At 75.1% G+C, this 26,758-nt stretch carries 5 protein-coding genes; 2 read left to right on the plus strand and 3 right to left on the minus strand.

Annotated features, from left to right (window positions below):
• Nucleotides 1–9,935 (minus strand): type I polyketide synthase (locus ACFY2L_RS38495; RefSeq protein ID WP_390824660.1); only part of this gene is annotated, 9,935 nt, incomplete at its 3' end.
• 76 nt (nt 9,936–10,011) lie between these two features.
• A complete protein-coding gene (locus tag ACFY2L_RS38500) occupies nt 10,012–22,017 on the minus strand; it encodes an SDR family NAD(P)-dependent oxidoreductase (RefSeq protein WP_390824661.1) in 12,006 nt (4,001 codons plus the stop codon).
• A 491-nt stretch (nt 22,018–22,508) separates the two neighbouring features.
• Here ACFY2L_RS38500 and ACFY2L_RS38505 point away from each other — a divergent pair, with 491 nt between their 5' ends.
• The gene (locus ACFY2L_RS38505) at nt 22,509–23,717 is read left to right on the plus strand and encodes a cytochrome P450 (RefSeq protein WP_390657094.1); all 1,209 of its coding nucleotides are present in this window, start codon (nt 22,509–22,511) and stop codon (nt 23,715–23,717) included.
• Nucleotides 23,718–23,759: 42 nt separating this feature from the next.
• Nucleotides 23,760–24,974, plus strand: coding sequence for a cytochrome P450 (locus ACFY2L_RS38510; RefSeq protein ID WP_390657093.1), 1,215 nt, complete (start codon nt 23,760–23,762; stop codon nt 24,972–24,974).
• Nucleotides 24,975–25,052: 78 nt separating this feature from the next.
• Here the strand turns inward: ACFY2L_RS38510 and ACFY2L_RS38515 are convergent, their stop codons facing one another.
• On the minus strand, nt 25,053–26,639 hold the full coding sequence (locus tag ACFY2L_RS38515; protein ID WP_390657092.1) for an ArnT family glycosyltransferase: 1,587 nt from the start codon (nt 26,637–26,639) through the stop codon (nt 25,053–25,055).
• Nucleotides 26,640–26,758 lie beyond the last annotated feature (119 nt).

The following is a 26,758-nucleotide window of genomic DNA, read 5'->3' on the forward strand; positions in this document are numbered from 1 at the left end:
AGGTCGCACTCGCCGCCCCGCAGCGCCTGCACCGCCAGGTGCAACGCCACCAACGACGACGAACACGCCGTGTCCACCGTCACCGCAGGACCCTCAAGCCCCAGCACGTACGACACCCGCCCCGACAGCACCGACGCCGCGTTGCCCGTGCCCACATGCCCCTCGAAGTCCTCACCCGAAGCCAGCAGCAGACCCGTGTAGTCCTGACCGTTCGTCCCCGCGAACACCCCCGTCCGGCTCCCCCGCAGCCCACCCGGAGCGATCCCCGCCCGCTCCAGCGCCTCCCACGACGACTCCAGCAACAACCGCTGCTGCGGATCCGTCGCCAACGCCTCCCGCGGACTCATCCCGAAGAACCCCGCGTCGAAACCCCCCACACCCTCCAGAAAGGCACCGACGTCCACATAGCTCGTACCCCTCCGTTCGGCGTCGGGGTCGTACAGGGCAGTCAGGTCCCAGCCCCGGTCGGCCGGGAACGGGCCCACCGCGTCGGCGCCCTCGGACAGCAGCCGCCACAGACCCTCCGGATCCCGCACCCCACCCGGGAACCGGCACGCCATCCCGACGATCACCACCGGATCGTCCCCGGCGACGACGGCGGCGGGGGCTTGCGGAACGGTCTCCGCCCCGGCCGCATCGCCCAGCAATTGCTCCCGCAGGTGCCGCGTGAGCAGTACCGGTGTCGGATAGTCGAACACCAGCGTGGCGGCCAGGGGGACGCCGGTCGCCATGGCGAGGGTGCCGCGGAGTTCGACCGCGGTGAGGGAGTCGACGCCCAGGTCGCGGAAGGCACGCTCGGCCGGTACGGCGGCCGCGCCCGCGTAGCCGAGGACGCCGGCGGCGCAGAAGCGGACGACTTCGAGGAGCACGCGTTCCTGTTCGGCGGGGGTGAGCCCGATGAGCTGGTCCCGCAGTACGGAGCCGTCTCCCCGGCCGAAGCGTTCGGAGGCGGCCCCGGCGTTCTCGACGGCCGCGCGGGCCTCGGGCAGGAACTCGATCAGCGGGCTGGGGCGGGTGACGGTGAAGGCGGGCGCGAACTCGGCCCAGTGGATGTCCGCGACCATGACGACGGGCCGGGCCTCGGCGACGGCACGGCGCAGGGCCAGCACGCCGAGAGCGGGCTGGAGCGGCAGGACTCCGCCGCGGTGCATGCGCCAGTGCACGACCTCTTCGTCGGCCATGCCGCCGTCGGCCCAGGGGCCCCACACGATCGAGGTGGCGGGCAGCCCGGCCGCCCTGCGCCGCTGGGCGAGCGTGTCGAGGAAGGTGTTGGCGGAGGCGTAGTTGCCCTGACCGGTGGTGCCGAGGGTGCCGGAGATGGACGAGAAGAGGACGAAGGCGTCCAGGTCGCGGTCACGGGTGAGTTCGTCCAGGTGCAGAGCGCCCAGCGCCTTCGCCCGCAGCACCGTCGCGAACCGCTCCGGCGTCAACGCGTCGATCACACCGTCGTCCAGCACACCCGCCGTATGCACCACCGCATCCACCGGAAACTCCGCCAGCACACCCGCCAGCGCCCCACGATCAGCCACATCACACGCAACCACCGACACCCGCACCCCCGCCGCGACCAGCTCCTCCCGCAACTCCACCGCACCCGGAGCGTCCAAACCCCGACGACTGGTCAGCACCACATGACCGGCCCCCTCCGCCGCCACCCACCGCGCCACCCGCGCACCCAACGCACCCGTACCACCCGTGACCAGCACCGTCCCCCGCGGACACCAACCCCCGTCCCCACCACCAGGACGCACCCGCTCCAGCCGACGCCCGAGGACGCCCGAGGGCCGGAGGGCCACCTGGTCCTCCGTGCCGCCGCCGAACAGCACTCCCATGAGGCGGGTGACGGCGCGGCGGTCCAGGACCTCGGGCAGGTCGATCAGACCACCCCAGCGGTCCGGGTACTCCAGAGCCGCCACCCGCCCCAGACCCCACACCGCACCCTGCACCGGATCCGCCGGACCGTCCGAACGACCCACCGACACACCACCACACGTCACCACCCACACCCGGCCACCCACACCCGCGTCACCCAACGCCTGCAACAGGATGGCGACCGCGGAGGGGCCGAGCGGCAGGCCGTCGGCGTCGGCTCCGGCGAGTTGGGCGAAGGCCAGGACGCCGTCGACGGGGCGGCCCTCCGTGGCGTCCCGCAGTCGGTCGGCGAGCGCGGCGCGGCCGGTGCGGGCGAGACCGGGGACGAGGGTGACCCGGTCGGGGCCGCCGAGCGCCGTGGTGAGGGTGGTGACCGCCGGGTCGTCGGCGTCCCGGGCGTCCGGGAGGAGGAGCAGCCAGCGGGCGTCGGCGGCGGCCGGGGCGGTGGCCGGTTCGACGGCGGCGGGCTTCCACACCACCTCGTAGGAGAGCGCTTCGACGGCGGTCTCCTGCTGCTGGCGCCTGCGCCAGGAGGCCAGCGCCGGGACGACCGCGCCGATCTCCCGGGCGGGCAGCCCCAGCGTCTGTGTCAGGGCGTCGACGTCCTCGCACTCGACGGCTTCCCAGAAGCGGTCGTCGGCGGTGTCCGCGGCGGTCCGGGCGGCCGTCTCGGCCGTGCGCGCGGCGGCGGTGCCGTGGTCGAGCCAGTAGCGTTCGTGCTGGAAGGCGTAGGTCGGCAGGTCGACCGCGCGGGTGGCCGGGGTGGCGCCGAGCGCCGGGGTCCAGTCGACGTCGACGCCGTGGACGTGCAGCCGGGCCAGGGCGCCGTACAGACCGGTGACCTCGGGGCGGTCCTTGCGCAGCGCGGGTACCAGCAGCGGGCCGGGGACCGCGGCCGGGTCGTCGGAGAGGCAGGTGCGGGCGAGGGCGGTGAGGGTGCCGTCGGGGCCGAGTTCGAGGTAGCGGGTGACGCCCTGCTCGCGCAGGCGGCGTACGTCGTCGGCGAAGCGTACGGGCTGGCGGACGTGGGCCGCCCAGTAGCCGGCCGCGCACAGTTCGGCGGGATCGGCCAGTGTGCCGGTCACCTCGGAGACGACGGGGATCTGCGGACGGTGGTAGGTGAGGCCTTCGGCGACGCGCAGGAAGTCCCCCAGCATGGGCTCCATGAGCGGCGAGTGGAAGGCGTGGCTGACCCGCAGCGCTGTGGTCCTGCGGCCGAGGTCGCGGAAGTGTCCGGCGATCCGGGACACGCAGTCCTCCTCGCCGGAGACGACGACGGACTGCGGTCCGTTGACGGCGGCGATGCCGGCCTCGGCCTCCCGCCCGGCCAGCAGGGGCAGCACCTCCTCCTCCGTGGCCTGGAGCGCGACCATGGCGCCGCCCTCGGGCAGCGCCTGCATGAGCCGTCCGCGGGCCGCGACCAGGCGGCAGGCGTCGTCCAGGGACCACACTCCGGCGACGTAGGCCGCCGCCAGTTCGCCGATGGAGTGTCCGGCGAGCACGTCGGGGCGGACACCCCAGGATTCGAGCAGGCGGAACAGCGCCACCTCGAAGGCGAAGAGGGCGGGCTGGGTGAACTCGGTTCGGTTCAGGGTCTCTTCGTCGTCGCCGAAGACGATCTCCCTGAGGGACCGTCCGAGTTCGTTGTCCAGGTGGGCGCAGACGGAGTCGAAGGCCTCCGCGAACGCACCGAACGTCTCGTACAGTTCACGGCCCATGCCGAGCCGCTGCGAGCCCTGCCCCGCGAAGAGGTAGGCGAGGCCTCCCTCGGAGTCGGCGGTGCCCACGGCCGCGGCGGGCGAGGGTTCGCCCCGGCCGACGGCCTTCAGCGCGGCGAGGAGGTCGTCGCGGTCCTCACCGACGACGGCGGCGCGGTGCTCGAAGGCGGCGCGGGACGTGGCGAGCGCGTGGGCGACCGCGGCGGGGGTCAGGTCGGGGCGGGAGTCGAGGTGCTCGGCCAGCCGGACGGCCTGGGCGCGCAGCGCTTCGTCGCTGCGGCCGGAGAGCAGCCAGGGCACCGTGGGCGACGGGGGGTGCGGGGCGGGCGGGGGTTCCGGGGTGTCGGCGGGGAGGGGTTCCTCCAGGACGACATGGGCGTTGGTGCCGCTGAGCCCGAAGGCGGACACGGCGGCGCGCCGCGGCCGGCCCTCCTCGCCCACCCACTCCCTCTCCTGGGTGAGCAGTTCGACGGCGCCGGCCGACCAGTCCACGTGCGACGACGGGGTGTCCGCGTGCAGGGTGCGCGGGAGCAGGCCGTGGTGCATGGCCAGCACCGTCTTGATGACCCCGGCGACGCCCGCGGCGGCCTGGGTGTGTCCGATGTTCGACTTCACCGATCCCAGCCACAGGGGCCGTTCCCGGTCCTGGCCGTACGTCGCGATCAGCGCCTGTGCCTCGATCGGATCCCCGAGCGTGGTGCCCGTGCCGTGCGCCTCGACGGCGTCGATGTCGGCCGGGGTGAGTCCGGTGCCCGCCAGCGCGGCCCGGATCACCCGCTGCTGCGCGGGACCGTTGGGAGCGGTGAGACCGTTGGACGCGCCGTCCTGGTTGACGGCGCTGCCCCGCACCACCGCCAGCACCCGGTGCCCGTTGCGCCGCGCGTCCGACAGCCGCTCCACCAGCAGCATGCCCACGCCCTCGGACCAGCTGGTGCCGTCGGCCTCGTCGGAGAAGGCCTTGCACCGGCCGTCCCCGGCGAGCCCCCGCTGCCGTGAGAACTCCACGAACACCCCCGGCGTCGACATCACCGTCACCCCGCCGGCCAGGGCGAGGTCGCACTCGCCGCCCCGCAGCGCCTGCACCGCCAGGTGCAGGGCGACCAGGGACGAGGAGCAGGCGGTGTCGAGGGTGACGGCGGGACCCTCCAGGCCGAGCGCGTAGGACACCCGGCCCGAGGCCAGGCTCGCCGCGCTGCCGGTGAGCAGGTGGCCGCGTACGTCGTCCGGGACCTCGGTGAGCGTCGCGCCGTAGCCCTGATGGCCGCAGCCGACGAACAGGCCGGTGCGGCTGCCGCGCAGGGAGCGCGGGTCGAGGCCGGCCCGCTCGACGGTCTCCCAGGAGACTTCGAGGAGCAGGCGTTGCTGGGGGTCGATGGCGACGGCCTCGCGGGGCGAGATGCCGAAGAAGGCGGCGTCGAAGGCGTCGGCGTCGGCGAGGAAGCCGCCTTCGTTGACATAACTGGTGCCGGGGCGCTGCGAGTCGGGGTCGTACAGCGTGTCGAGGTCCCAGCCGCGGTCGGCCGGGAAGGAGCCGATGGCGTCGCCGCCCCGGACCAGGAGGTCCCACAGGTCCTCGGGCGAGGTGATGCGGCCGGGGAGCCGGCAGGCCATGGCGACGATCGCGATCGGTTCGTCGTCGCCACCGGTGCCGCCCGCCGGGACCGGGTCCGCGCCGGGCGCGCGGTGAGCGGGCGGCAGGGTGCCGTCGTCGAGTGCGCGCGCCAGGTGATCGGTGAGGGCGAGGGGCGTCGGGTGGTCGAAGACCAGGGTCGTCGGCAGGGTGAGGCCGGTGGCGGTGGCCAGCAGGTTGCGCAGTTCGACGGCGGTGAGCGAGTCGAAGCCGCAGTCCTGGAAGGCGCGGGCCGGCTGGATGCTCTCCGGGGTCGGATGGCCGAGCGCGGTGGCCGCGCTGTGCCGCACCAGCTTCAGGAGCAGTCGGCGGCGCTCGGCGGCGTCCAGTGGGGCGAGTTCGGCGCGCAGGCCGCCGCCGTGTGCGGTGGTGGTGTCCTGGGCGGCCGCCGTGGCGCGGACGGCTTCCGGGATGCGGCTCAGCAGCGCGCCGCCCGGCAGTCCCCGCCGTCCGGCGGCGATCCTGGCCCAGTCGATGTCGGAGACCAGCGTCCAGGTGTCGTCGTGGGCGAGGAGGCTGCCGAGGGCGGTGAGCGCGGGTTCGACCTCCATCGGGGTGAGGCCGCCGCGCCGCAGCCGGGTCAGTACGGCGGGGTCGTCGGCCATGCCGCCGCCGGCCCAGGGGCCCCAGGCGACGGAGGTGGCCGCGAGTCCGGCGGCGCGGCGGCGGCGGGCGAGGGCGTCGAGGTAGGCGTTGCCGGCCGCGTATCCGGCCTGGCCCGCCGAGCCGAGCGCACCGGCGATGGACGAGAAGAGCACGAAGGCCGTGAGGGGTGTGTCGAGGTTCCGGGTGGCCTCGTCGAGGTTGTCGGCCGCGCGCAGCTTGGCGCGCAGGACGGTGGCGTAGCGCTCGGGGTCCATCGCGGTGAGCGGTGCGTCGTCGAGGACGCCCGCGACATGCAGCACGGAGGTCAGCGGCAGGTCGGCCGGGACGGTGGCGAGGAGTTCGTGCAGCGCGGACCGGTCGGCGGGGTCGCAGGCGGCGAGGGTGACCCGGGTGCCCGACTGCTCCAGTTCGTGGCGCAGTTCGCCGGCACCGGGTGCGGCCGGGCCGCGGCGGCTGACGAGCAGGAGGTGCTCGGCGCCCTCCCGGGCCAGGTGGCGTGCCACATGGGCGCCGATGATGCCGGTGCCGCCGGTGATGAGCGTCGTTCCGGTGAAGCGCGGTGCGGGACGGGTCTCGTCGCTGTCGCGGGTGACGCGTGTCAGCCTGCGGGCGAAGACCGCTGAGTCGCGCACCGCGAGTTCGTTCTCGTCGCCCGGCCGGGCGACGCACGCGACCAGTCGGGCGAGCGCCCGCTGGTCCGGTCGCTGCGGCAGGTCGAGGAGACCGGCCCACAGGTCCGGGTGCTCGACGGCCGCGGTCCGGCCGAGCCCCCAGGTGGTGGCCTGCACCGGCCGGGTGAGCCGGTCGGCGGGGCCGACGGACACCGCCGACCGGGTGGCCGCCCACAGCCGTGCGGTGGTGCCGCTCCCGGCCAGCGCCCGCACCAGCAGGGTGTTGAGGTGCAGCCCGAGCGGTACGTCGGCGTGGGCCGCGTGGGGTGTCTCGGTGAGGGCGAGCACCGACAGCAGCTGGAGCGGACCGTCGTGGTGCGCGGTGGCCTCGGTGAGGGTCTCCGTGATCCGGGCGCGGTCCGCGTCGGCGGCCACGGCGAAGGGGCTCGCGTCCGCTCCGGCGGCGGTGAACGCCTCGGCCAGGGCCTGGGCCGTCGCGGCGGCGTCCGGGTCGTCGGCGCAGAAGGGCACCAGCCAGGCGCCGGTCGGGGAACCCGTGGGGGACGGCAGGGGTGTCCAGGTCTCCCGGTGCTGCCAGGACTCGGCGGTGGCGCGCCGCATGCTGTCGTGGTGCCAGGAGGTGAGGGCGGGGAGTACGGGTGCCAGGACGTCGGGGTCGAGGGCAAGCCGTTCCGCGAGGTCGCGGACGTCGCCCTTGCGGACGGCCGCCCAGAACGCCGAGTCGAGGGGCTGCGCCTGGCCGCCGTCCTGGCCGGAGGATGCCTCGGACGGCCAGTACCGGGCGCGCTGGAAGGCGTAGGTGGGCAGCTCGACGGGGCGCGCCGCGGGGAACAGGGCGGACCAGTCCGGGCTGTGTCCGTGGGCGTGCAGGGTGCCGACCGCGCCGAGCAGGCTGCCGGGCTCCGTGCCGTGCGTGCGCAGCGCGGGCACCACCACGTGCGGGGCGGGCGCTCCCTCGGGTACCTCGGCCGTGGTGGGCAGCAACGCCAGGGCGAGGGCGGAGAGGGTGCCGTCCGGGCCGAGTTCGAGGTAGCGGGTGACGTTCTGGCCGGCGAGGGTGTGGAGGGCGTCGGCGTACCGTACGGTGCGGCGGACGTGCTGGACCCAGTGCTCGGGCGACATCAGCTGCTCGGCGCTCGCGGCCTCGCCGGTGACGGTGGAGACCAGGGGCAGCTTCGGAGGCTCGTACGACACGCTTTCGGCCACGGTGCGGAACTCGGCCAGCATCGGTTCCATCAGCGGCGAGTGGAAGGCGTGGCTCACCCGCAGGGCGGTCACCTTGCGGTTCTGGGCCCGGAAGTGACCGGTGACCTCCTCCACCGCGGTGCTGTCACCGGCGATCACCACGGATCGCGGGCCGTTGACCGCCGCGAGGCCCACCGCGTCGTTCAGCAGGGGCAGCACCTCGTCCTCGGACGCCTGGAGGGCTGCCATCGCCCCGCCCGCGGGCAGGGCCTGCATCAGCCGGCCCCGCGCCACGACCAGGCGGCACGCGTCGGCCAGGGACCACACTCCGGCCACATGGGCGGCGGCGAGCTCGCCGATCGAGTGACCGGCCAGGACGTCCGGGCGGACGCCCCACGAATCCAGCAGCCGGAACAGCGCCACTTCGAGGGCGAACAGGGCGGGTTGCGCGAACTCGGTCCGGTTCAGCCGCTCGGCGTCCTCGCCGAGGACGACCTCCCGCAGATCGAAGGGGAGTTCCGCGTCCACCGCGTCGAACGCTTCCGCGAAGACCGGATACGTCTCGTACAACTCCTGCCCCATCCCGGGGCGTTGGGAGCCCTGGCCGGCGAACAGGAACGCCGTGCGGCCCCGTAGCGCCGTGCCCCGCAGCACCCGCGGGTCCGTCTCGCCGGACGCCAGCGCGGCCAGCCCCGCCCGCAGGTCCTCACCGTCCGAACCCACGAGCACCGCGCGGTCCTCGAACGCCGACCGTGTCACGGCCAGGGACCACCCCACATCGGCGGCAGGACGTTCCACCGCCGCCAGCAGTCTCGCGGCCTGTGCCCGCAGCGCCTCCTCCCCACGCGCCGACAGCGGCCACAGCAGGACCGCGCCGGCACCGGCGCCGGCACCGGGGCGTGCGGGCTCGTCGACCGGCTCGGCCTCCTCCAGCACCACGTGCGCGTTGGTGCCGGAGATGCCGAAGGACGACACACCGGCCCGGCGCGGGCGGTCCTCGGTGCGGGGCCAGTCCCGCGGTTCGTCCAGGAGGCTCACGTCGCCCGCCGCCCAGTCGACGTGCGTGGACGGGGCGTCGACGTGCAGGGTGCTCGGCAGCAGGCCGTGCCGCATCGCGAGCACCATCTTCATGACGCCCGCCACCCCGGCGGCGGCCTGGGTGTGCCCGATGTTCGACTTCACCGACCCCAGCCACAGGGGCCGTTCGCGGTTCTGGCCGTAGGTGGCGAGCAGGGCCTGTGCCTCGATCGGATCGCCCAGTGTGGTGCCGGTGCCGTGGGCCTCCACCGCGTCCACGTCGGCGGCCGACAGGCCCGCGCTGGCCAGGGCGGCCCGGATGACCCGCTGCTGCGCGGGACCGTTGGGGGCGGTCAGGCCGTTGGAGGCGCCGTCCTGGTTGACGGCGCTGCCCCGGATCACGGCCAGCACCCGGTGCCCGTTGCGCCGGGCGTCCGACAGCCGTTCCAGCAGGAGCAGGCCCGCGCCCTCGCCCCAGCCGGTGCCGTCCGCCGCGTCGGCGAAGGGCTTGCAGCGGCCGTCTCCGGCCATGCCGCCCTGGCGGCTGAACTCGACGAAGGCGCCCGGGGTGGACATGACGGCGACACCGCCCGCCAGCGCCAGGGAGCACTCGCCGGCCCGCAGGGCGTGGCAGGCCAGGTGCAGGGCGACCAGGGAGGAGGAGCAGGCCGTGTCCACGGTGATCGCGGGGCCCTCCAGGCCCAGGGTGTAGGCGACCCGCCCGGAGACGACGCTTCCGGTGTTGCCGGTGAGGATGTGGCCCTCGACGCCGTCGGGGACGTGGCGCAGGACGGAGCCGTACTCCTGGTTGCTGCATCCGACGAAGACGCCGGTGCTGCTGCCGCGCAGGGCGGCGGGGGCGATGCCCGCGCGTTCCACCGTCTCCCAGGCCACTTCCAGCAGCAGCCGCTGCTGCGGGTCCATGGCGAGGGCCTCGCGCGGCGAGATGCCGAAGAAGTCGGCGTCGAAGCGGTCGGCGCCGTGGACGAAGCCGCCCTGGACGGCCGTGCTGCCGCCGCCGGCCGCCTCCTGCCCGAACAGCGCGTCGAGGTCCCAGCCGCGGTCGGTGGGGAAGCCCGTCATGGCGTCCGTGCCGTCCGCGAGCAGCCGCCAGAAGTCCTCGGGGGTGTCGGCTCCGCCCGGCCAGCGGCAGGCCATGGCGACGATGGCGACCGGCTCGGTCATCGTCTCCTGCAACCGCTGGTTGTGCTTGCGCAGCCGTTCGTTCTCCCGGAGCGAGGCACGGAGGGCTTCGACGACTTTTTCGGAGGACATGCTCAGCTCCACACTTCGCGCTTCGAGGCAGACAGGGGGCCGGACGGGCCGGCGGGGGTCGGACGGGGGCGGTCGCTCAGTCGTCGGCGCCCAGGGCCATCCGGACGAGGTCGTCCACGTCCATGTCGTCGACGTCCACGTCGGTGCCGTCCGCCGTGGCCGGCGGCTCCTGGCCGGGACGGACGTCGGGGGCGGGGGCGGACGCGAGGTCCAGCAGCGCGTCCAGGAGCCCCGACTCGCGGAACCTGGTGATCGGGATGGACGTCAGCAGCCTGCGGATGGCCGCCTCGTCGGGTTCGCCCGGGCCGGGGCCTGCCGTGCCCGGTGCGGCCGGGTCGTCGCCCGTTCCGGCCGTGAAGTGCTCCCGGCCGAGATGGTCGGCGAGCGCGGCGGGGGTGGGGTAGTCGAAGACCAGGGTGGCGGGCAGCAGGACTCCGGTGGCGGCGTTCATCCGGTTGCGCAGTTCGACGGCGGTGAGCGAGTCGAACCCGAGTTCCTTGAAGGACTGGTCCGGGTCGACGCGGGCGGCGGAGGCGTGTCCCAGGACGGCGGCGACCTGGCGGCAGACCTCCTCGGCCAGCCTGCGGTGCCGGTCGGCGGCGCCGAGCCGGGCCAGTTCGGCGGCGAGGTCCCCGCTGTCGCCGGGCCGGGCGGTGAGTGTGCGCTCCGCGACGGTGCGGCGGGTGCGGGCCAGGCCGGCCAGCAGGGGCGGTACCGGGCCCTCGGCTCCGAGCCGGGTCGTGTCCACCGCCATCGGCAGCCGGACGGCCGCCGGGTGCTCCAGTGCCTCGGTGAAGAGGGCCAGTCCCTCCTTGGCGGCGAGGGGCGGCAGTCCGGCGCGTTCCATGCGGCGCAGGTCGGCGTCGCCGAGGCCGCTGGTCATGCCGGTGGCCTGGGACCAGGGTCCCCAGGGCAGGGACAGGGCGGGCAGGCCCAGGGCGTGCCGGTGCCCGGCGAGGGCGTCGAGGAAGGCGTTGGCCGCGGCGTAGTTGGCCTGGCCGGGGGCGCCCAGGGTGCCGGCGACCGAGGAGAACAGGACGAACGCGGCCAGGTCGAGCGGGCGGGTGAGCTCGTGGAGGTGGGCGGCGGCGTCCAGCTTGGGGCGCAGTACGGCGGCCAGGCGCTCGGGGGTGAGGTGGTCCACGACGGTGTCGTCGAGGACGCCGGCCGCGTGGACGACGGCGGTCAGCGGATGCCCGTCGGGTACGGAGGCCAGGAGTGCGGCGGCCTGGTCGCGGTCGGCGACGTCGGCGGCCCGGACGCTCACCTGTGCGCCCAGCTCCTCCAGTTCGGTGACGAGGGGCGCGGCGCCGGGAGCGGCGGGTCCGCGGCGTGAGGCGAGCAGCAGGTGGCGTACGCCGTGCTCGGTGACCAGGTGGCGGGCGAGCAGGGCTCCCAGGCCGCCCGTGCCGCCGGTGACGAGCACGGTGCCGTTCGGGTCGAGCGGGGCGGGGACGGTGAGGACGACCTTGCCGATGTGGCGGGCCTGGGACATGTGGCGGAAGGCCTGCGGCGCGCGGCGTACGTCCCAGGGGGTGACGGGCAGCGGGGTCAGCACTCCGCTCTCGAACAGGCCGACGAGGGTCGTGAGGATCTCGCCGATGCGGTCGGGTCCGGCCTCGATGAGGTCGAACGCCCGGTAGTGGACGCCGGGATGGCGGGCGGCGACGTCGTCGGGGTCGCGGACGTCCGTCTTGCCCATCTCCAGGAAGGTTCCGCCGGGGGTCAGCAGGCGCAGGGACGCGTCGACGAACTCGCCGGCCAGGGAGTCCAGGACGAGGTCGACGCCGCGGTCGCCGGTCGCGGCGCGGAAGGCGGCCTCGAAGGACAGGTCGCGGGAGGAGGCGATGTGCGGGTCGTCCAGTCCGGCGGCGCGCAGGGCCTCCCATTTGCCGGGGCTCGCGGTGGCGTAGACCTCGGCGCCGAGGTGGCGGGCGAGCTGGGTGGCGGCCATGCCGACGCCGCCGGCCGCCGCGTGCACGAGGACGGTGTGCCCCTCGCTCACGCCGCCGAGGTCGACGAGGGCGTAGTAGGCGGTGAGGAAGACGATGGGCACGGTCGCCGCCTGGGCGAACGTCCAGCCGTCCGGGATGCGGGCGACGGTGCGGGCGTCGGCCACCGCCACGGGCCCGTACGCTCCGGGAAACATGCCCATGACACGGTCGCCGACGGCGAGACCGGTCACCCCGGGCCCGACCTCGGTGATCACCCCGGCTCCCTCCAGGCCGAAGTCGCGGGCCGGGCCGGGGTACATGCCGAGGGCGTTGAGCACGTCACGGAAGTTGACTCCGGCGGCGCGGACGGCGATCCGTATCTCGCCGTCCGCGAGGGCGCGTTCGGCGTCCGGTGCGGCGACGAGTGCCAGGCCGTCCAGCGTGCCCTTGCGGACCATGTCCAGCCGCCAGGCCGTACCGGATCCGGTGTGCGGGGGGCGCAGGGCGTCGGCCGGGTCGGTGCGGGCGATGCGCGGGAGGTGTACGGAGCCTTCCCGCAGGGCCAGTTGGGGATCGGCGTGGCCGAGGGCCGCGGGCAGGGCGGCCAGTGAGGCGGCCGCGGTGTCGGTGTCGACGAGGACGAACCGGCCGGGGTGTTCGGACTGCGCCGAGCGGACCAGTCCCCAGGCGGCCGCGGCGGCCGGGTGGCGTACGCCGGGTCCGGCGGGCCCGTCCGGAATGACCGCCTCACGGGTCACCAGCACCAACCGGGTCGCGTCCAGCCGTCGTTCGGCCAGCAGCTGCCGTACGAGCGCGAGGGCGTGCTGGGCCGCCGCGTGTCCCGCCCGCTCCAGCGGGCCGTCGCCGTGGGGCAGGACGGCGAGTACGGTGCCGGGCGCGCCGTCGGCCGCCGCCAGAGCGGCGAGGCCGGGGGCGTCGGTGACGTCGGCGGCGACTCCGGCGGCGGCCAGCAGGTCGGTGAACTCCCGGCCCGCGTCGTCGCCGAGGACGGTGAGCCGGCCCGGTTCCGGCCGGTCGCCGGTGGCGGGCCGCGGCTGCCAGTCGAGGCGGAACAGGTCGCCCGCGCCCCGGTCGGGCCGTACGCGCAGCCGTTCGGGGTCGATCTCGCGCAGGGTGAGGGAACCGATGGAGGCGACGGGCCGCCCGGTGGCGTCGGCCACGTCGAGGGTGACGGTGTCCTCGCCGCGCAGGGCGAGCCGGACCCGTACGGCGGTGGCGCCGGTGGCGTGCAGGGTCACGTCCCGCCAGGAGAACGGCAGCCGGCCGGCCGCTGAGTCGTCCAGCGGCAGGAAGGCGGTGGCGTGCAGGGCGGCGTCGAGCAGCGCGGGGTGCAGACCGTAGCGGGGGGCGTCGGCGTGCGCCTGCTCGGGCAGGGCGATCTCGGCGTACACGTCGCCGTCGAGCCGCCAGGCGGCGCGCAGCCCCCGGAACACGGGCCCGTAGTCGAATCCCGCGGCCGCGAGGCGGTCGTAGGTGTCGTCGGCGGGCAGTTCCTCGGCGCCCACGGGCGGCCAGGCGGCGAGCGGGGCGCCGTCGGGCTCCGGGTGGGCGCCGGGGGCGAGGATGCCGTCGGCGTGCAGGGTCCAGGGCCGGTCGGAGGCGGCGTCGGCGGGCCGGGAGTGGACGCCGAGCGGGCGGTTGCCGTCCGGATCGGGCGCGCCGACCCGCAGTTGCAGGGTGACGGCCTGCCCGTCGGTCAGCAACAGCGGTTCGACGAGGGTCAGTTCGGTCACCCGGTCGCAGCCCACGCGGTCCGCGGCGAGCAGCGCCAGGTCGAGGTGGGCGGTGCCGGGCAGGACGGTGGTGCCGCCGACGGCGTGGTCGGCGAGCCACGGCTGGTCCGTCACGGACAGCCGGCTGGTGAAGACGTGGCCGTCGGCGTCGGCGAGGTCGACGCGGGCGCCGAGCAGCGGGTGTCCGGCGTCGGCGAGGCCCGCCGCGGCCAGGTCTCCCGCGCTCCGGCCACCCGTGGAGGGCCAGTAGCGCTCGCGCTGGAAGGCGTAGGTGGGCAGGTCGACGATCCCGCCGGAGCCGGCGGTGGCGGCGCTCCAGTCGACGTCGGCGCCGTGGGCGTGGGCGCGCGCGAGTCCGGCGAGCAGGCTGCCCGTCTCGTCCTGGCCGGGGCGCAGCAGGGCGAGGGCGGCGGTGCCGGCCGGGTCGGCGACGGCGTCGGCGACCAGGGCCGTCAGGGTGCCGTCGGGGCCGATCTCCAGGTAGCGGTGGACTCCGGCGTCCTGGAGGGCGCGCACACCGTCGTGGAAGCGGACGGCCCGGCGCACGTGCCGGACCCAGTGGTCGGGCGAGGCGAGTTCGCCGGGAGCGGCCGGCCGGCCGGTGACGTCGGAGATCACGGGGACGAGCGGCTCGTGGTACTCCAGCGTGGCGGCGACCTCGCGGAAGTCCTGGAGCATGGGCTCCATCAGCGGCGAGTGGAAGGCGTGGCTGACGCGCAGCCGCCTGGTGCGCCGGCCCCGTTCCCCGATGCGGGAGGCGACCTCCTGTACGGCGCTCTCCTCGCCGGAGATCACCACGGAGCGGGGGCCGTTGACCGCGGCCAGGCCCACCGCATGCTCCCGGCCGTCCAGCAGGGGCAGGACCTCGTCCTCGGTGGCCTGGAGGGCGACCATGGCGCCGCCCTCGGGGAGGGCGTCCATCAGCCGGCCGCGGGCCGCGACCAGGGTGCAGGCGTCGGTGAGGGAGAGGACTCCGGCGGCGTGCGCGGCGGCCAGGGAACCGATGGAGTGACCCAGCAGGTGGTCGGGGGTCACGCCGAGGCTGCGGACGAGCCGGTACAGGGCGACTTCGAGCGCGAACAGGGCCGGCTGCGCGTACCCGGTGCGGTCCAGCAGCGCTCCGGCGTCGCCGAGGACGGTCTCGCGCAGCGGCGTGCCGAGGACGTCGGCGCCGAAGTGGGCGCACACCTCGTCGAAGGCGTCGGCGAAGACCGGGAAGGCGCCGTACAAGTCGCTTCCCATGCCGGGGCGTTGGGTGCCCTGGCCGGTGAAGAGGAAGGCGGTGCGCCCGCCGCGGGCGGCGGTTCCGGTCCCGTAGGGCGGGGTGGCGCCGGAGGCGAGCCGGGTCAGGCCGGCGAGCAGGTCGTCGCGTCCGGTGCCGAGGAGCACCGCGCGGTGTTCGAAGACGGGGCGGGTGGTGGCCAGGGAGTGGCCGAGGTCGGCGGCGGACAGCTCGGGGTGCCGCAGGGCGTGGTCGAGCAGCTTCTCCGCCTGGGCGCGCAGCGCCTCGGGGGTGCGGGCGGACAGCGGCCAGGCGGTCGTCCGGTGGGCGACCGGCCGCCTCGCGGCGGGCGGGGCCTCGACGGCGGGGTCCGGCGGGGCCTGTTCCGGGGCGGGCGGGGCCTCTTCCAGGATGACGTGGGCGTTGGTGCCGCTGAAGCCGAAGGAGGAGACGCCCGCGCGCCGGGGGCGGCCCTCCTCGCGCTGCCACGGCCGGGGCTCGGTCAGCAGGCGTACGGCGCCGGAGGTCCAGTCGACCCGGCTGGAGGGCCGGTCGGCGTGCAGGGTGCGGGGCAGATGTCCGTGGTGGAGCGCCAGCACGGTCTTGATGACCCCGGCGGCACCCGCGGCGGCCTGGGTGTGGCCGAGGTTGGACTTGACCGACCCGAGCCACAGGGGCCGTTCCCGGTCCTGGCCGTAGGTGGCGAGCAGTGCCTGGGCCTCGATGGGGTCGCCGAGGACGGTGCCGGTGCCGTGTCCCTCGACGGCGTCGACGTCGGCCGGGGTGAGCCCGGCGTCGGCCAGCGCGGCCCGGATCACCCGTTCCTGGGAGGGACCGTTGGGGGCGGTCAGTCCGTTGCTGGCGCCGTCGGAGTTGACGGCGCTGCCGCGCAGCACGGCGAGGACCCGGTGTCCGTTGCGCCGGGCGTCGGACAGCCGCTCCACCAGCAGCATCCCGGCGCCCTCGCCCCAGCCGGTGCCGTCCGCCCCGTCGCCGTAGGCCTTGCAGCGGCCGTCGGGCGCGAGACCGCGCTGGCGGCTGAACTCCAGGAACGCGGCCGGGGTCGACATCACGGTGACGCCGCCCGCGAGCGCCAGGTCGCACTCCCCCGACCGCAGTGCCCGCGCCGCCCAGTGCAGGGCGACCAGGGAGGACGAGCAGGCGGTGTCGACGGTGACGGCGGGGCCCTCCAGCCCGAGGGTGTAGGAGACGCGGCCGGAGACCACGCTGGCGGCGTTGCCGGTGCCGAGGTGGCCGTCGACGTCGTCCGCGGAGGTGCGCAGCAGGGCCGTGTAGTCCTGCCCGTTGGTGCCGGCGAAGACGCCCGTGCGGGAGCCGCGCAGGGTCCGGGGGTCGACGCCGGCCCGCTCCACGGCTTCCCAGCACACCTCGAGGAGCAGCCGCTGCTGCGGGTCCATGGCCAGGGCCTCGCGCGGCGAGATGCCGAAGAAGGCGGGGTCGAACCGGTCGACGCCGGGCAGGAAGCCGCCGGTACGGGTGTAGGTGGTGCCCTCGTGGCCGGGGTCGGGGTGGTAGAGCGAGGCGAGGTCCCAGCCACGGTCCTCGGGGAATCCGGTCAGGCCGTCGCCGCCGGAGGCGAGGAGGTCCCACAGCCGTTCGGGGGTGTCGGCGCCGCCGGGGAGCCGGCAGGCCATGCCGACGATGGCCACGGGTTCGTCCTCGCCGGTCCGCGCGGGCCGGAGGGCGGTGGTGACGGGCCGGGCGGATCCGTCACCGGCCGGCAGCGAGCGCAGCAGGTGTCCGGCGAGGGCGGCCGGGGTGGGGTGGTCGAAGGCGACGCTGGGCGCGAGCCGCAGGCCGGTGCGGCGTTGCAGCGCGTTGCGCAGGTCGACGGCGGTCAGCGAGTCGAAGCCGAGGTCGCGGAAGGCGCGTTCGGGATCGGCGGCGGGGGCGTCCGCGGCGTGCCCGAGAACGGCGGCGATCTCCGCCTGGAGGAGCCGGAGGACTGCGGCGGGCCGCTCGGCGGCGGGCAGCGCGGCGAGGGTACGGGCCAGTCGTCCGCCCGGCCTGGCGGGCCCGGCGGTGCGGCGCGCGGAGACGGCCGGGTCGCGCAGCAGGGCCGGGGTGGGGGTGGTGGCGGTCCGCGCCGTGGCCAGGTCGAGCCGGACCGGCAGGAGCACCGGGCGGTCCTGGGCCGGCGCGAGGTCGAGCAGGCGCAGGGCGTCGGCGGTGGGCAGCGGCGCGATGCCCGCACGGGCCATCCGGGTGCGGTCGGCGTCGCCGAGCCCGGCCGTCATGCCGCTCTCCTCGGCCCACAGGCCCCAGCCGAGGGCGAGCGCGGGCCGTCCCTGGGCCCGCAGGGTGGCGGCCAGCGCCTCCAGGAAGGCGTTGGCGGCGGCGTAGTTGCCCTGGCCGGGTCCGCCGAAGGTGGCGGCGGCGGACGAGAAGAGCACGAACGCCGTCAGGTCCAGGTCCCGGGTCAGCCGCTCCAGATGCACGGCGGCGTCCGCCTTGGGCCGCAGCACGGCCGACAGCCGGTCCGGGGTCAGCGCGGGGATCACGCCGTCGTCGATCACCCCGGCGGCATGGAAGACGGCGCCGAGGGGACGCGGTTCGGGTACGGCGTCCAGCAGCGCCGCGAGCGCGGCGGGGTCGGCCACGTCGCAGGCGGCCACGGTCACCTCGGCACCGGCCCGTTCGAGCTCGGCGCGCAGCTCCGTGGCTCCGGGTGCCTGCGGGCCGCGGCGGCTGGTGAGCAGCAGATGCCGTGCTCCGTGCGCGGTGACCAGGTGCCGGGCGACCGCCGCGGCGACGGTGCCGCCGGCGCCGGTGATCAGCACGGTCCGCTCCGGATCGAGGAGCGGTCGCGTGGAGCCGTCCGGGTGGTGCCGGGTGAGGCGGGCGGCGTGGAGGCGGCCGGACCGCAGGGCGATCTCCGTCTCCCCGCGGTGCGCGGCCTCGCAGATCGCGGCGAGGAGCGCCTCCGGGTCGGTGCCGGTGTGCGTGGGGGTGCCGGGGCAGGTGCCGGGGCAGGTGTCCGTGGGGGCACCACTGCCGGTGCTGGTGTCGGTGTCCGTGGGGACGCCGGTGTCGGTGTCCGTGTCCACGAGGAGGAAGGACCCCGGGTTCTCCGACTGTGCCGAGCGCACCAGGCCGCGCACGGTGGCCGCGGCGAGATCGGCGACCGGCTCGCCGGGGCGGACGGCCACCGCGTTCCGGGTGAGCAGGACCAGCCGGGCGCCTGCCGTGCGTTCCTCGGCCTGCCAGCGCTGGAGCAGTTCCAGGGCCGCGGCGGCCGACTCGTGCACGGCGGCGGGCAGTTCCGCGTCGGCTCCCCGCAAGGACACGAGCACCAGGTCCGGCACGGAGGCGCCGGGGGCGGCCAGGGCGGTGAAGAAGGCGTCCGGGTCCGGGTGGCGCTCGGCGTCCGCGGGGGCCGGTCCGGCGCCCACGACGGCCACCGTGGGCCGGTGTGCGGGGGCGGGGGCCGCGGGCAGCGCGGTCCAGTCGACGACGAACAGATCGTCACCGGCCGGGGACGGGACGGTCAGGGGCAGTTCGTCCACGGGGGTGAGGGTGACCGCGCCGACGGTGGCGACCGGGGTGCCGGACTCGTCGGCGAGGTCCAGCCGCAGTGCGCCGTCGGGGCGGGGCCGGAGCCTGACCCGCAGCGCCTCGGCGCTGCCCGCGTGCAGCGTGCAGTCCCGCCATGTCACGGCGAATCCGCCGGGGTGGCCGAGCGCGGCGGCGGCGTGCAGGGCCGCGTCGAGCAGCGCCGGGTGCAGCGCCACCCGCAGGGCGTCCGCGCGGAACTCCTCCGGTACGGCGACCTCGGCGTACGTCTCGTCGCCGGCCCGCCACACCGCGGTGAGCCCCCGGAAGGCGGGACCGTGGTCCAGGCCGCGGGCCCGCGCCGCCTCGTAGATCTCCTCGATCTCGTCGGCGTCCAGGGCGTGGGCACCGGGCGGCGGCCAGGCGCCGTCCCGTGCGTCGTGCCCGTCCAACGCGTCCTGCGCGTCCTGCGCGTCCTGCTCCAGCTGATCCGGCTGCTCCGGCGTGGCACCGGCCGGCGCGAGGACACCTCGGGCGTTGCGGGTCCAGGGCCGGTCGGACGCGCTCGCGTCCTCCTCCGCCGGGCCGGCGGCGACCGGGGCGGGCCGGGAGTGGCAGGCGAACCCCCTGACGCCGTCCTCGTCCGGGCCGTCGAGGACGACCTGGATCTCCACGGGCCGGTCGCCGTCCAGGACGAGGGGCCGCTCCTGGTCGAGCTCGACGACATGGTGGCATCCCACGAGTCCGCCGAGATGCAGGGCGAAGTCGACGTACGCGGCCGTGGGCAGCACGGTGACGCCCGCCGCGGTGTGGTCGGCCAGCCAGGGGTGCGTGCGGGTGGAGAGCACGGTGGTGGACAGCACCGAGGACGAGTCCGCCAGGGTCACCGCGGCCCCGAGGAGCGGATGCCCGCCGCCACGCCGTCCGGTGCCGGGCGCCGGATCGAGCCAGAAGCGTCGCTGCTGGAAGGCGTAGGTGGGCAGTTCGACGGTCCTGCCGCCGGGGAACAGCGCGGACCAGTCCGGGCTGCTGCCGTGCGCGTGCAGCGTGGCGACGGCGTGCAGCAGGGTCGCCGCCTCCGGTGCCTCGTTGCGCAGCGTGGGGGCCAGGACGCGCTGGTCGTCGTCGAGCAGGGTGCGGGCGAGCGCGGTGAGCGTGGCGTCCGGCCCGAGTTCGACGAACCGTGTCACCTTGCTCCGGGCGAGGGTGCGGACGGCGTCGGCGTAGCGGACGGTGCGGCGGACGTGGCGGACCCAGTGGTCCGGGGACATCAGCTCCTCGGCGCTCGCGGCCTCGCCGGTGACGGTGGAGACGACGGGCAGCCCCGGGCGCTCGTAGGTCAGGCTCTCCGCGACCTCGCGGAAGGCCGCGAGCATCGGTTCCATCAGCGGGGAGTGGAAGGCGTGGCTGACGCGGAGGGCCGTGGTCCTGCGGTCCTGGGCGCGGAAGTGCGCGGCCACCTCGTCCACGGCGTCGCGGGCACCGGCGACCACGACGGCTCGCGGGCCGTTGACCGCGGCGACGCCCACCGTGTCGTCCAGCAGCGGGAGGACTTCCTCCTCGGAGGCCTGTAGCGCGACCATCGCCCCGCCCTCGGGCAGGGCCTGCATCAGCCGGCCCCGCGCCACGACCAGACGGCAGGCGTCGGCCAGCGACCACACTCCGGCCACATGGGCCGCGGCGATCTCACCGATGGAGTGACCCGCGACCAGGTCCGGGCGCACGCCCCAGGACTCCAGGAGCCGGAACAGCGCCACTTCGAGCGCGAACAGGGCGGGCTGGGCGAACTCGGTCCGGTCCAGCCGCTCGGCGTCCTCACCGAAGACGGTCTCCCGCAGACTGAAGGGCAGTTCGGCGTCCACCGCGTCGACGGTCTGCGCGAAGACGGGATACGTCTCGTACAACTCCCGCCCCATGCCGAGGCGTTGGGAACCCTGTCCGGCGAACAGGAACGCCGTGCGCCCGCGCAGCGCCGTACCCCGCGCCACCCGTGCGTCCGCCTCACCGGCTGCCAACGCGGCCAGCCCGGAGCGCAGTTCGTCCACGCCGGTACCCACGATCACGGCGCGGTCCTCGAACAGCGACCGGGTCACCGCCAGCGACAACCCCACGTCCACGGCGGAGCCGTCCGTGCGGTCCAGCAGCCTCGCCGCCTGCGCCCGCAGCGCCCCTTCCCCGCGGGCGGACAGGGGCCACAGCACCACGCCGCCGTCATCGGTGTCCGGCCTAGCGGTCTCGGGTTCGCCGGCCGGCCCGGCCTCCTCCAGCACCAGGTGCGCGTTGGTGCCGCTGACGCCGAAGGCGGAGACGCCCGCACGGCGCGGCCGGCCGTCGTCCGTCCGCGGCCACTGCCGGGCCTCGGCCAGCAGCGCGACCCGGCCCGCCGACCAGTCGACGTGGCGGGAGGGGGCGTCGACGTGCAGCGTGCGCGGCAGCAGGCCGTGCCGCATGGCCATGACCATCTTGATCACGCCGCCGACCCCTGCGGCGGCCTGGGTGTGCCCGATGTTGGACTTCAACGAGCCGAGCCAGAGCGGGTGTTCACGGTCGCGCCCGTAGGTGGCGAGCAGCGCCTGCGCCTCGATCGGATCGCCCAGTGTGGTGCCGGTGCCGTGGGCCTCCACCGCGTCCACGTCGGCGGCCGACAGGCCCGCGCCGGCCAGGGCGGCCCGGATGACCCGCTGCTGCGCGGGACCGTTCGGCGCCGTCAGGCCGCTGCTGGCGCCGTCCTGGTTGACGGCGCTGCCCCGGATCACGGCCAGCACGCGGTGCCCGTTGCGCCGGGCGTCCGACAGCCGTTCCAGCAGGAGCAGGCCCGCTCCCTCGCCCCAGCCGGTGCCGTCCGCCGCGTCGGCGAAGGACTTGCAGCGGCCGTCGGGGGAGAGTCCGCGCTGGCGGCTGAACTCGGTGAAGGTGACCGGGGTGGACATGACGGCGACACCGCCCGCCAGCGCCAGCGAGCACTCGCCGGCCCGCAGCGCCCGGCAGGCCAGGTGCAGGGCGACCAGGGAGGAGGAGCAGGCCGTGTCCACGGTGATCGCCGGGCCCTCCAGGCCCAGGGTGTAGGCGACCCGTCCGGAGGCGATGCTGCCCGCGCTGCCGTTGCCGAGGAAGCCTTCGAGGCCGGGCGGGGGCGCGTCGAACCGGGAGCCGTAGTCGTTGTACATGACCCCGACGAAGACGCCGGTGGGGCTGCCGCGCAGGGTGCCGGGGTCGAGTCCGGCGCGCTCCAGCGCCTCCCAGGAGATCTGCAGCAGCAGGCGCTGTTGCGGGTCGGTGCCGAGGGCCTCGCGGGGCGACATGCCGAAGAAGTCGGGGTCGAAGTCCGCGGCGTCGTGCAGGAAGCCGCCCTCGCGGGTGTAGCAGGTGCCCGGGTGCTCGGGGTCGGGGTGGTAGAGGGACGGGACGTCCCAGCCGCGGTCCTCCGGGAAGGGCGTGATGGCGTCGGTGCCGTCGGCGACCAGTCGCCACAGGTCCTCGGGGCCGCGCACGTCGCCCGGGTACCGGCAGGCCATGGAGACGATCGCGATGGGTTCGCGGTCCTTCGTCTCCAGCTCGCGCAGGCGGCCGGTGGTGCGGTGCAGGTCGGCGGTGACCCGCTTCAGGTAGTCCCGCAGGCGGTCTTCGCTCACAGCTCGGCCCCCAGACCCGGGTCGCACACCACGGCGGAGAGCGGTGGCAGGCCCGCTGCGCTCGGATCGGTAGACAACACCGGTATCTCCTCAGGCTCGGACACCCACGCTCTGGGCATGGCTCCTCGAACACCTCGAACGCGGCCAAGTCTGGGGGCGCCCGGGCGGTCCACGGCCGCTTGACCTCCGACTCTGAAAAATCCCCTAGGGTCTTTCGTTTGGACCAGGCCGGATCAGGGAGCGGGTTCCGGTGCCGTGGATCGCAAGGCGGAGGAGGGAGTCGGGGCGGAGCCCTGGCGGCCGACGACAACGCGGCGAGGCGCGGTGCCGGGGCCCGCGAGTCCGGCCTGATCCAAACGAGAGGCCCTGGTTGCCCACGGCACCGGCCGGGCGGCGGGCGGCACCGGCAAATCCCTAGAGTTGCGCGGCTTTTCTGGCCCTCGTTCCGCCCGGCGTGCTGCGCTGAGGCCGCTTACGGCCCGCCTCCCGTGCGGCCCGCCCTACGAGAGGGGTTCCCGATGACTGCCGTGCCCGCTCCTGTCGGCCCTGAGGTGGCCGCGCCGCCCGAGGTGGGTCTCGACGGTGGTGCGACGCTGCTGGCCTGGCTGCGGCGGATGCGCGACGAGCAGCCGGTGTGGTGCGATCCGGCGGGCCGCTACCACGTCTTCCGTCACGAGGACGTCCAGCGGATCACCGCCGACCCGGCGGCCTTCTCCTCGGACACGGTGACCCGGCTGTCCGGCGGTGAGCGGCAACCGCCGGGCGGCACGCTGCTGTTGCTGGACCCGCCCCGGCACGGCAAGCTCCGGCGGCTGGTGAGCAAGGTCTTCACCGCGAAGATGATCACCGAGCTGGCCCCGCGGATCACCGAGGTGGCCACCGAGCTGCTCGACGGTCTCGACGGCGGCGACCGCTTCGACGTGATCGAGGCGTTCGCCAATCCGCTGCCGGTCATCGTGATCTCCTCCCTGCTCGGTGTGCCGCCCTCGGACCGCCCGCTGTTCCAGGTGTGGGCCGACAACCTGCTGACCGTGGACTGGGAGACGCCCGAGGGTGCCGAGGTCATGGGCCGGACCGTGCAGGAGCTGGACGCCTATCTGCGCCGGCATGTCGCCGAGCGGCGGGCGCGTGAGTACGACGACCTGATGAGCCTGCTGGTGCGGGCCGAGGTCGACGGGGAGCGCCTCGACGACGACGACGTGGTGAGCTTCGCCGCGCTGCTGCTGCTCGCCGGTCATGTCACCACCGCCGTGCTGCTCGGCAACATGCTGCTGACGCTCGACCGGGAAGAGGGCGTGCAGGCCGGGCTGCGCGCCGACCGCTCGGGGATCACGCCGTTCACCGAAGAGGTGCTGCGCTGCCGACCGCCGTTCCTGAAGATCGAACGGGTGCCGACGGCTCCCGTGGAGATCGCCGGGCAGAAGGTCCCGGAGAACGCGATGGTGTACCTCTGGCTGCTGTCGGCCAACCGCGACGAGCGGGTCTTCCCGGAGCCGGACCGCTTCCTGCCGGGCCGCTCCAACGCCAGGCAGCTCGCCTTCGGGCACGGCATCCACTACTGCCTGGGCGCCCCGCTGGCCCGGATGGAGGGGCAGATCGCGCTCGGCCTGATGCTCGACCGCTATGCCGGCATCCGGGTCGACCGCGACGCGCCGCTGTCCTACTTCGACAACCGGGTCAACGTCTTCGGCCTTCGGCGGCTGCCGCTCACGGTCCGCCGGGCCTGAGCGGCGCACCCCGGCGGACGCACACCACCAGACGGAGGACTCATGGCCTACGAGCCGAAACCACCTGTGATCCCGACCGACCGCATCTGCCCCTTCGACCCCGATCCGGAGTACCGCCGGCTGCGCGCGGAGGAACCGATCAGCCCGGTCACCTTCGACATCGCGCCGGGCCGCGACGACGGCTGGCTGGTGACCCGGCACGACCATGTGCGGGCCATCATGACCGACCCTCGGTTCAGTCACCGCGCGGAGCTGCTGGCGCTCGTCGCGTCACCGCCGTTCGAGGTGGAGAAGTACGAGCCGCAGCCGTCGGGACCGGGCTCCTTCGTCCGGATGGACGCCCCGGACCACACGCGCTACCGGCGGCTGCTGACGGGCTTCTTCACGGTCCGCAAGATCCAGGAGTACGAGCCGACGCTGGCCGGGATCATCGATGACGTGCTCGACGAGATGGCCGGTCTCCAGCCGCCGGTGGATCTGCTGCCGGCGTTCGTGCAGAAGGTCGTGTACCGGTCGGTGCACTCGGTGATGGGTGTGCCGGAGGAGGACATCGCCGAGCTCGACAAGCACTTCTCGGCGATCATGCGGATCGACTACACGCTGGAGGAGTTCGTCGAACACAACACGGCGCTGGACCGGACGCTGGCCCGTGTGGTCAAGGAGCTGTTCGCCGAGCCGAACGACAAGCTGCTCGGCAAGCTGGTCAGGACGGGTGAGCTGACCGAGGAGGAACTGGCGAACATCGCCTGGATCACCATCGGCGGCGCGCTGGACACGACGCCGAACATGCTGGGTCTCGGTACGTTCGCGCTGCTGGAGCATCCCGAGCAGCTGGAGAAGGTCCGCAAGCAGCCGGAGCTGATGGAGCGGGCGGTGGAGGAGCTGCTGCGCTATCTGACGATCTCCCACATGGGCGCGAGCCGGGTGGCGCTGGAGGACGTGGAGATCGGCGGACGGACCATCGAGGCCGGGCAGACCGTGGTGCTGTCCCTGCCGGCCGCCAACCGGGATCCGGAGCAGTTCGAGAACCCGGAGGTCTTCGACGTCACCCGGCCGTCCCGGCGCCACCTGGCGTTCGGCTTCGGCATCCACCAGTGCCTGGGGCAGCATCTGGCCCGGGCGACCCTGCGCATCGGTTTCCAGAAGCTCTTCGACCGCTTCCCGGACCTGCGGCTGGCGGCCGATCCGCAGGAGATCCCGCTGCGGGACAAGGCGATGCACTACGGCGTGTACGCGCTGCCCGTCACCTGGGGGTGAGGGCACCCCCGTGGCCGGCACCGCGGGCCGTCCCGGACAGGGGCGGCCCGCGGTGCCGGCTCCGGCGCGCCGCCGGAGCTACCGCGTCGCCGAGGAGGCGCTCAGGTGGGACATCCGGGGCCAGGTGGTGCGCCAGGGCCGGCGCAGTCCGTCGCAGACCCAGATGGGGGTGCCCCAGGTGAGGTTGTGCACCCGGTCCGCGTTGGTGACCGTGCCGCGCCGGCGCACGCTGGTGAAGAAGCGCCGGAGAAAGCGGGCGTCCGCTCCGACGAAGACCACGGTCGCGGTGTCGTCGGCCGGGCGGCGCAGGTACCAGTAGCCGCGATGGCCGCTGTACGGCCGCGGCAGGCCGAGCCCCGGGCCGTACCGGTCGAGGGCGCCCGCCTGGTCGTACCGGTCGGTGATCAGCAGGGCCCGGCGGCGCCGGTCGGCGGGCAGCCGGCGGTGGACACGGGCCACCGAGGCGGCCAGGTCGGGCCAGCCGACGGTCTCCATCGCCAGCCGGTCGGCGGAGGAGCGGGAGAGCCGCTGGACCGGGTAGAGCGGCAGCACCTGCACCGCCAGGACCGCCGACACCAGGTAGACCACGGCCGTCGACCACACGCGCGGGCGGGTGGCGCGCAGACCCTGCAGTGCGGTGGCGCCGGCCGCCCACAGGACGGCGAACAGCCCGGCGACGTAGTACGGCCGTCCGTGGACGACGAGGTAGCAGGCGCACAGTCCGGCGAAGGTCAGCCCGAGGAACCGGTAGGGGCGGGCCCGGCGCGCGACCAGCAGCCATCCCAGCCCGCAGCACAGGAGGACCGCGCCGGCCAGTCCGGCGGCCGAGAGGACCGTCGGCAGGAACATCGCCCGGCCGCCCTCCTCGGCGGCGACCTCCTGGGCGATGACCTCGGTCATGGCCAGTTGCGGCCAGCCGGCGCGGGCCTGCCACAGCAGTCCCGGTACGGCGGTGAGCAGGGCTCCGGCCGCCGAGGCCCACAGCAGCGGGCGGCGCAGCAGGTCCCGGGGCCCGGCGAGGAGCAGGGCCACGAACAGTACGGCCCAGAGGCCGACGCTGAGGAACTTGACCTGGAGGGAGACGGCGGCGGTCAGGCCGAGCAGGGGCAGCAGCCGGTCACGCCGGGTGCGGACCCAGCGCACCAGCAGCCAGACGCCGACCGTGGTCAGGAAGATGTCCAGGGTGGCGGTGATGAGCAGATGGCCCATCTGCAGCATGACCGGTGAGACGGCGTACGCACCGGCGGTGGCGAGCTGGGCCGCGCGCCGGCCGCCCAGTTCCCGGGCCGTCAGGGCGGCGGTCAGCACGCCGAGCGCGGTGAGGGCCGCGGCCGGTGCGCGCAGCACGGGCAGTGAGTCGGGGGACACGGTGTCGAGGGCGTGGGCCAGCAGCGGCAGCAACGGCGGCTGGTCGGCGTATCCCCAGGCGGGGCTGCGGCCGGCGGCGAGGAAGTACAGCTCGTCGCTGAAGTAGCCGAAGCGGTCCGCGGTGAGCAGCAGCAGGGCCGCGGTGACGCAGGCGAGGGCGCACACCGGCAGCAGGGCCAGGGGCGGGAGCGGGGTGGCCGCCGGCGGTCCGGCGGGGATGCGGGTACGGGGGGTGGCCCCGGGAGGCCGGTACCCGCCGTCGCGGTGGGTCGCCTCGTCCCGGGCGGTGGGGGGCATCGTCGCTTCCTCGATCCTGTGGGGTTCGCGGTGGAAGGCACATGGGGCTCTGCGCGTCGAACCTACGGTCGGCGGCCGACGCCGGAACGGCGTGTTCCCCTCTACGGGCCCGGGAGTAG

The sequence above is a fragment of the Streptomyces sp. NPDC001381 genome (assembly GCF_042895685.1).
In the GTDB taxonomy this organism is placed as follows: domain Bacteria; phylum Actinomycetota; class Actinomycetes; order Streptomycetales; family Streptomycetaceae; genus Streptomyces.

Bases quoted from the DNA above. Each gene is read 5' to 3' on its own strand.
- ACFY2L_RS38510 (WP_390657093.1), top strand. From the start codon at position 23,760: ATGGCCTACGAGCCGAAACCACCTGTGATCCCGACCGACCGCATCTGC.
- ACFY2L_RS38505 (WP_390657094.1), top strand. From the start codon at position 22,509: ATGACTGCCGTGCCCGCTCCTGTCGGCCCTGAGGTGGCCGCGCCGCCC.
- ACFY2L_RS38515 (WP_390657092.1), bottom strand. From the start codon at position 26,639: ATGCCCCCCACCGCCCGGGACGAGGCGACCCACCGCGACGGCGGGTAC.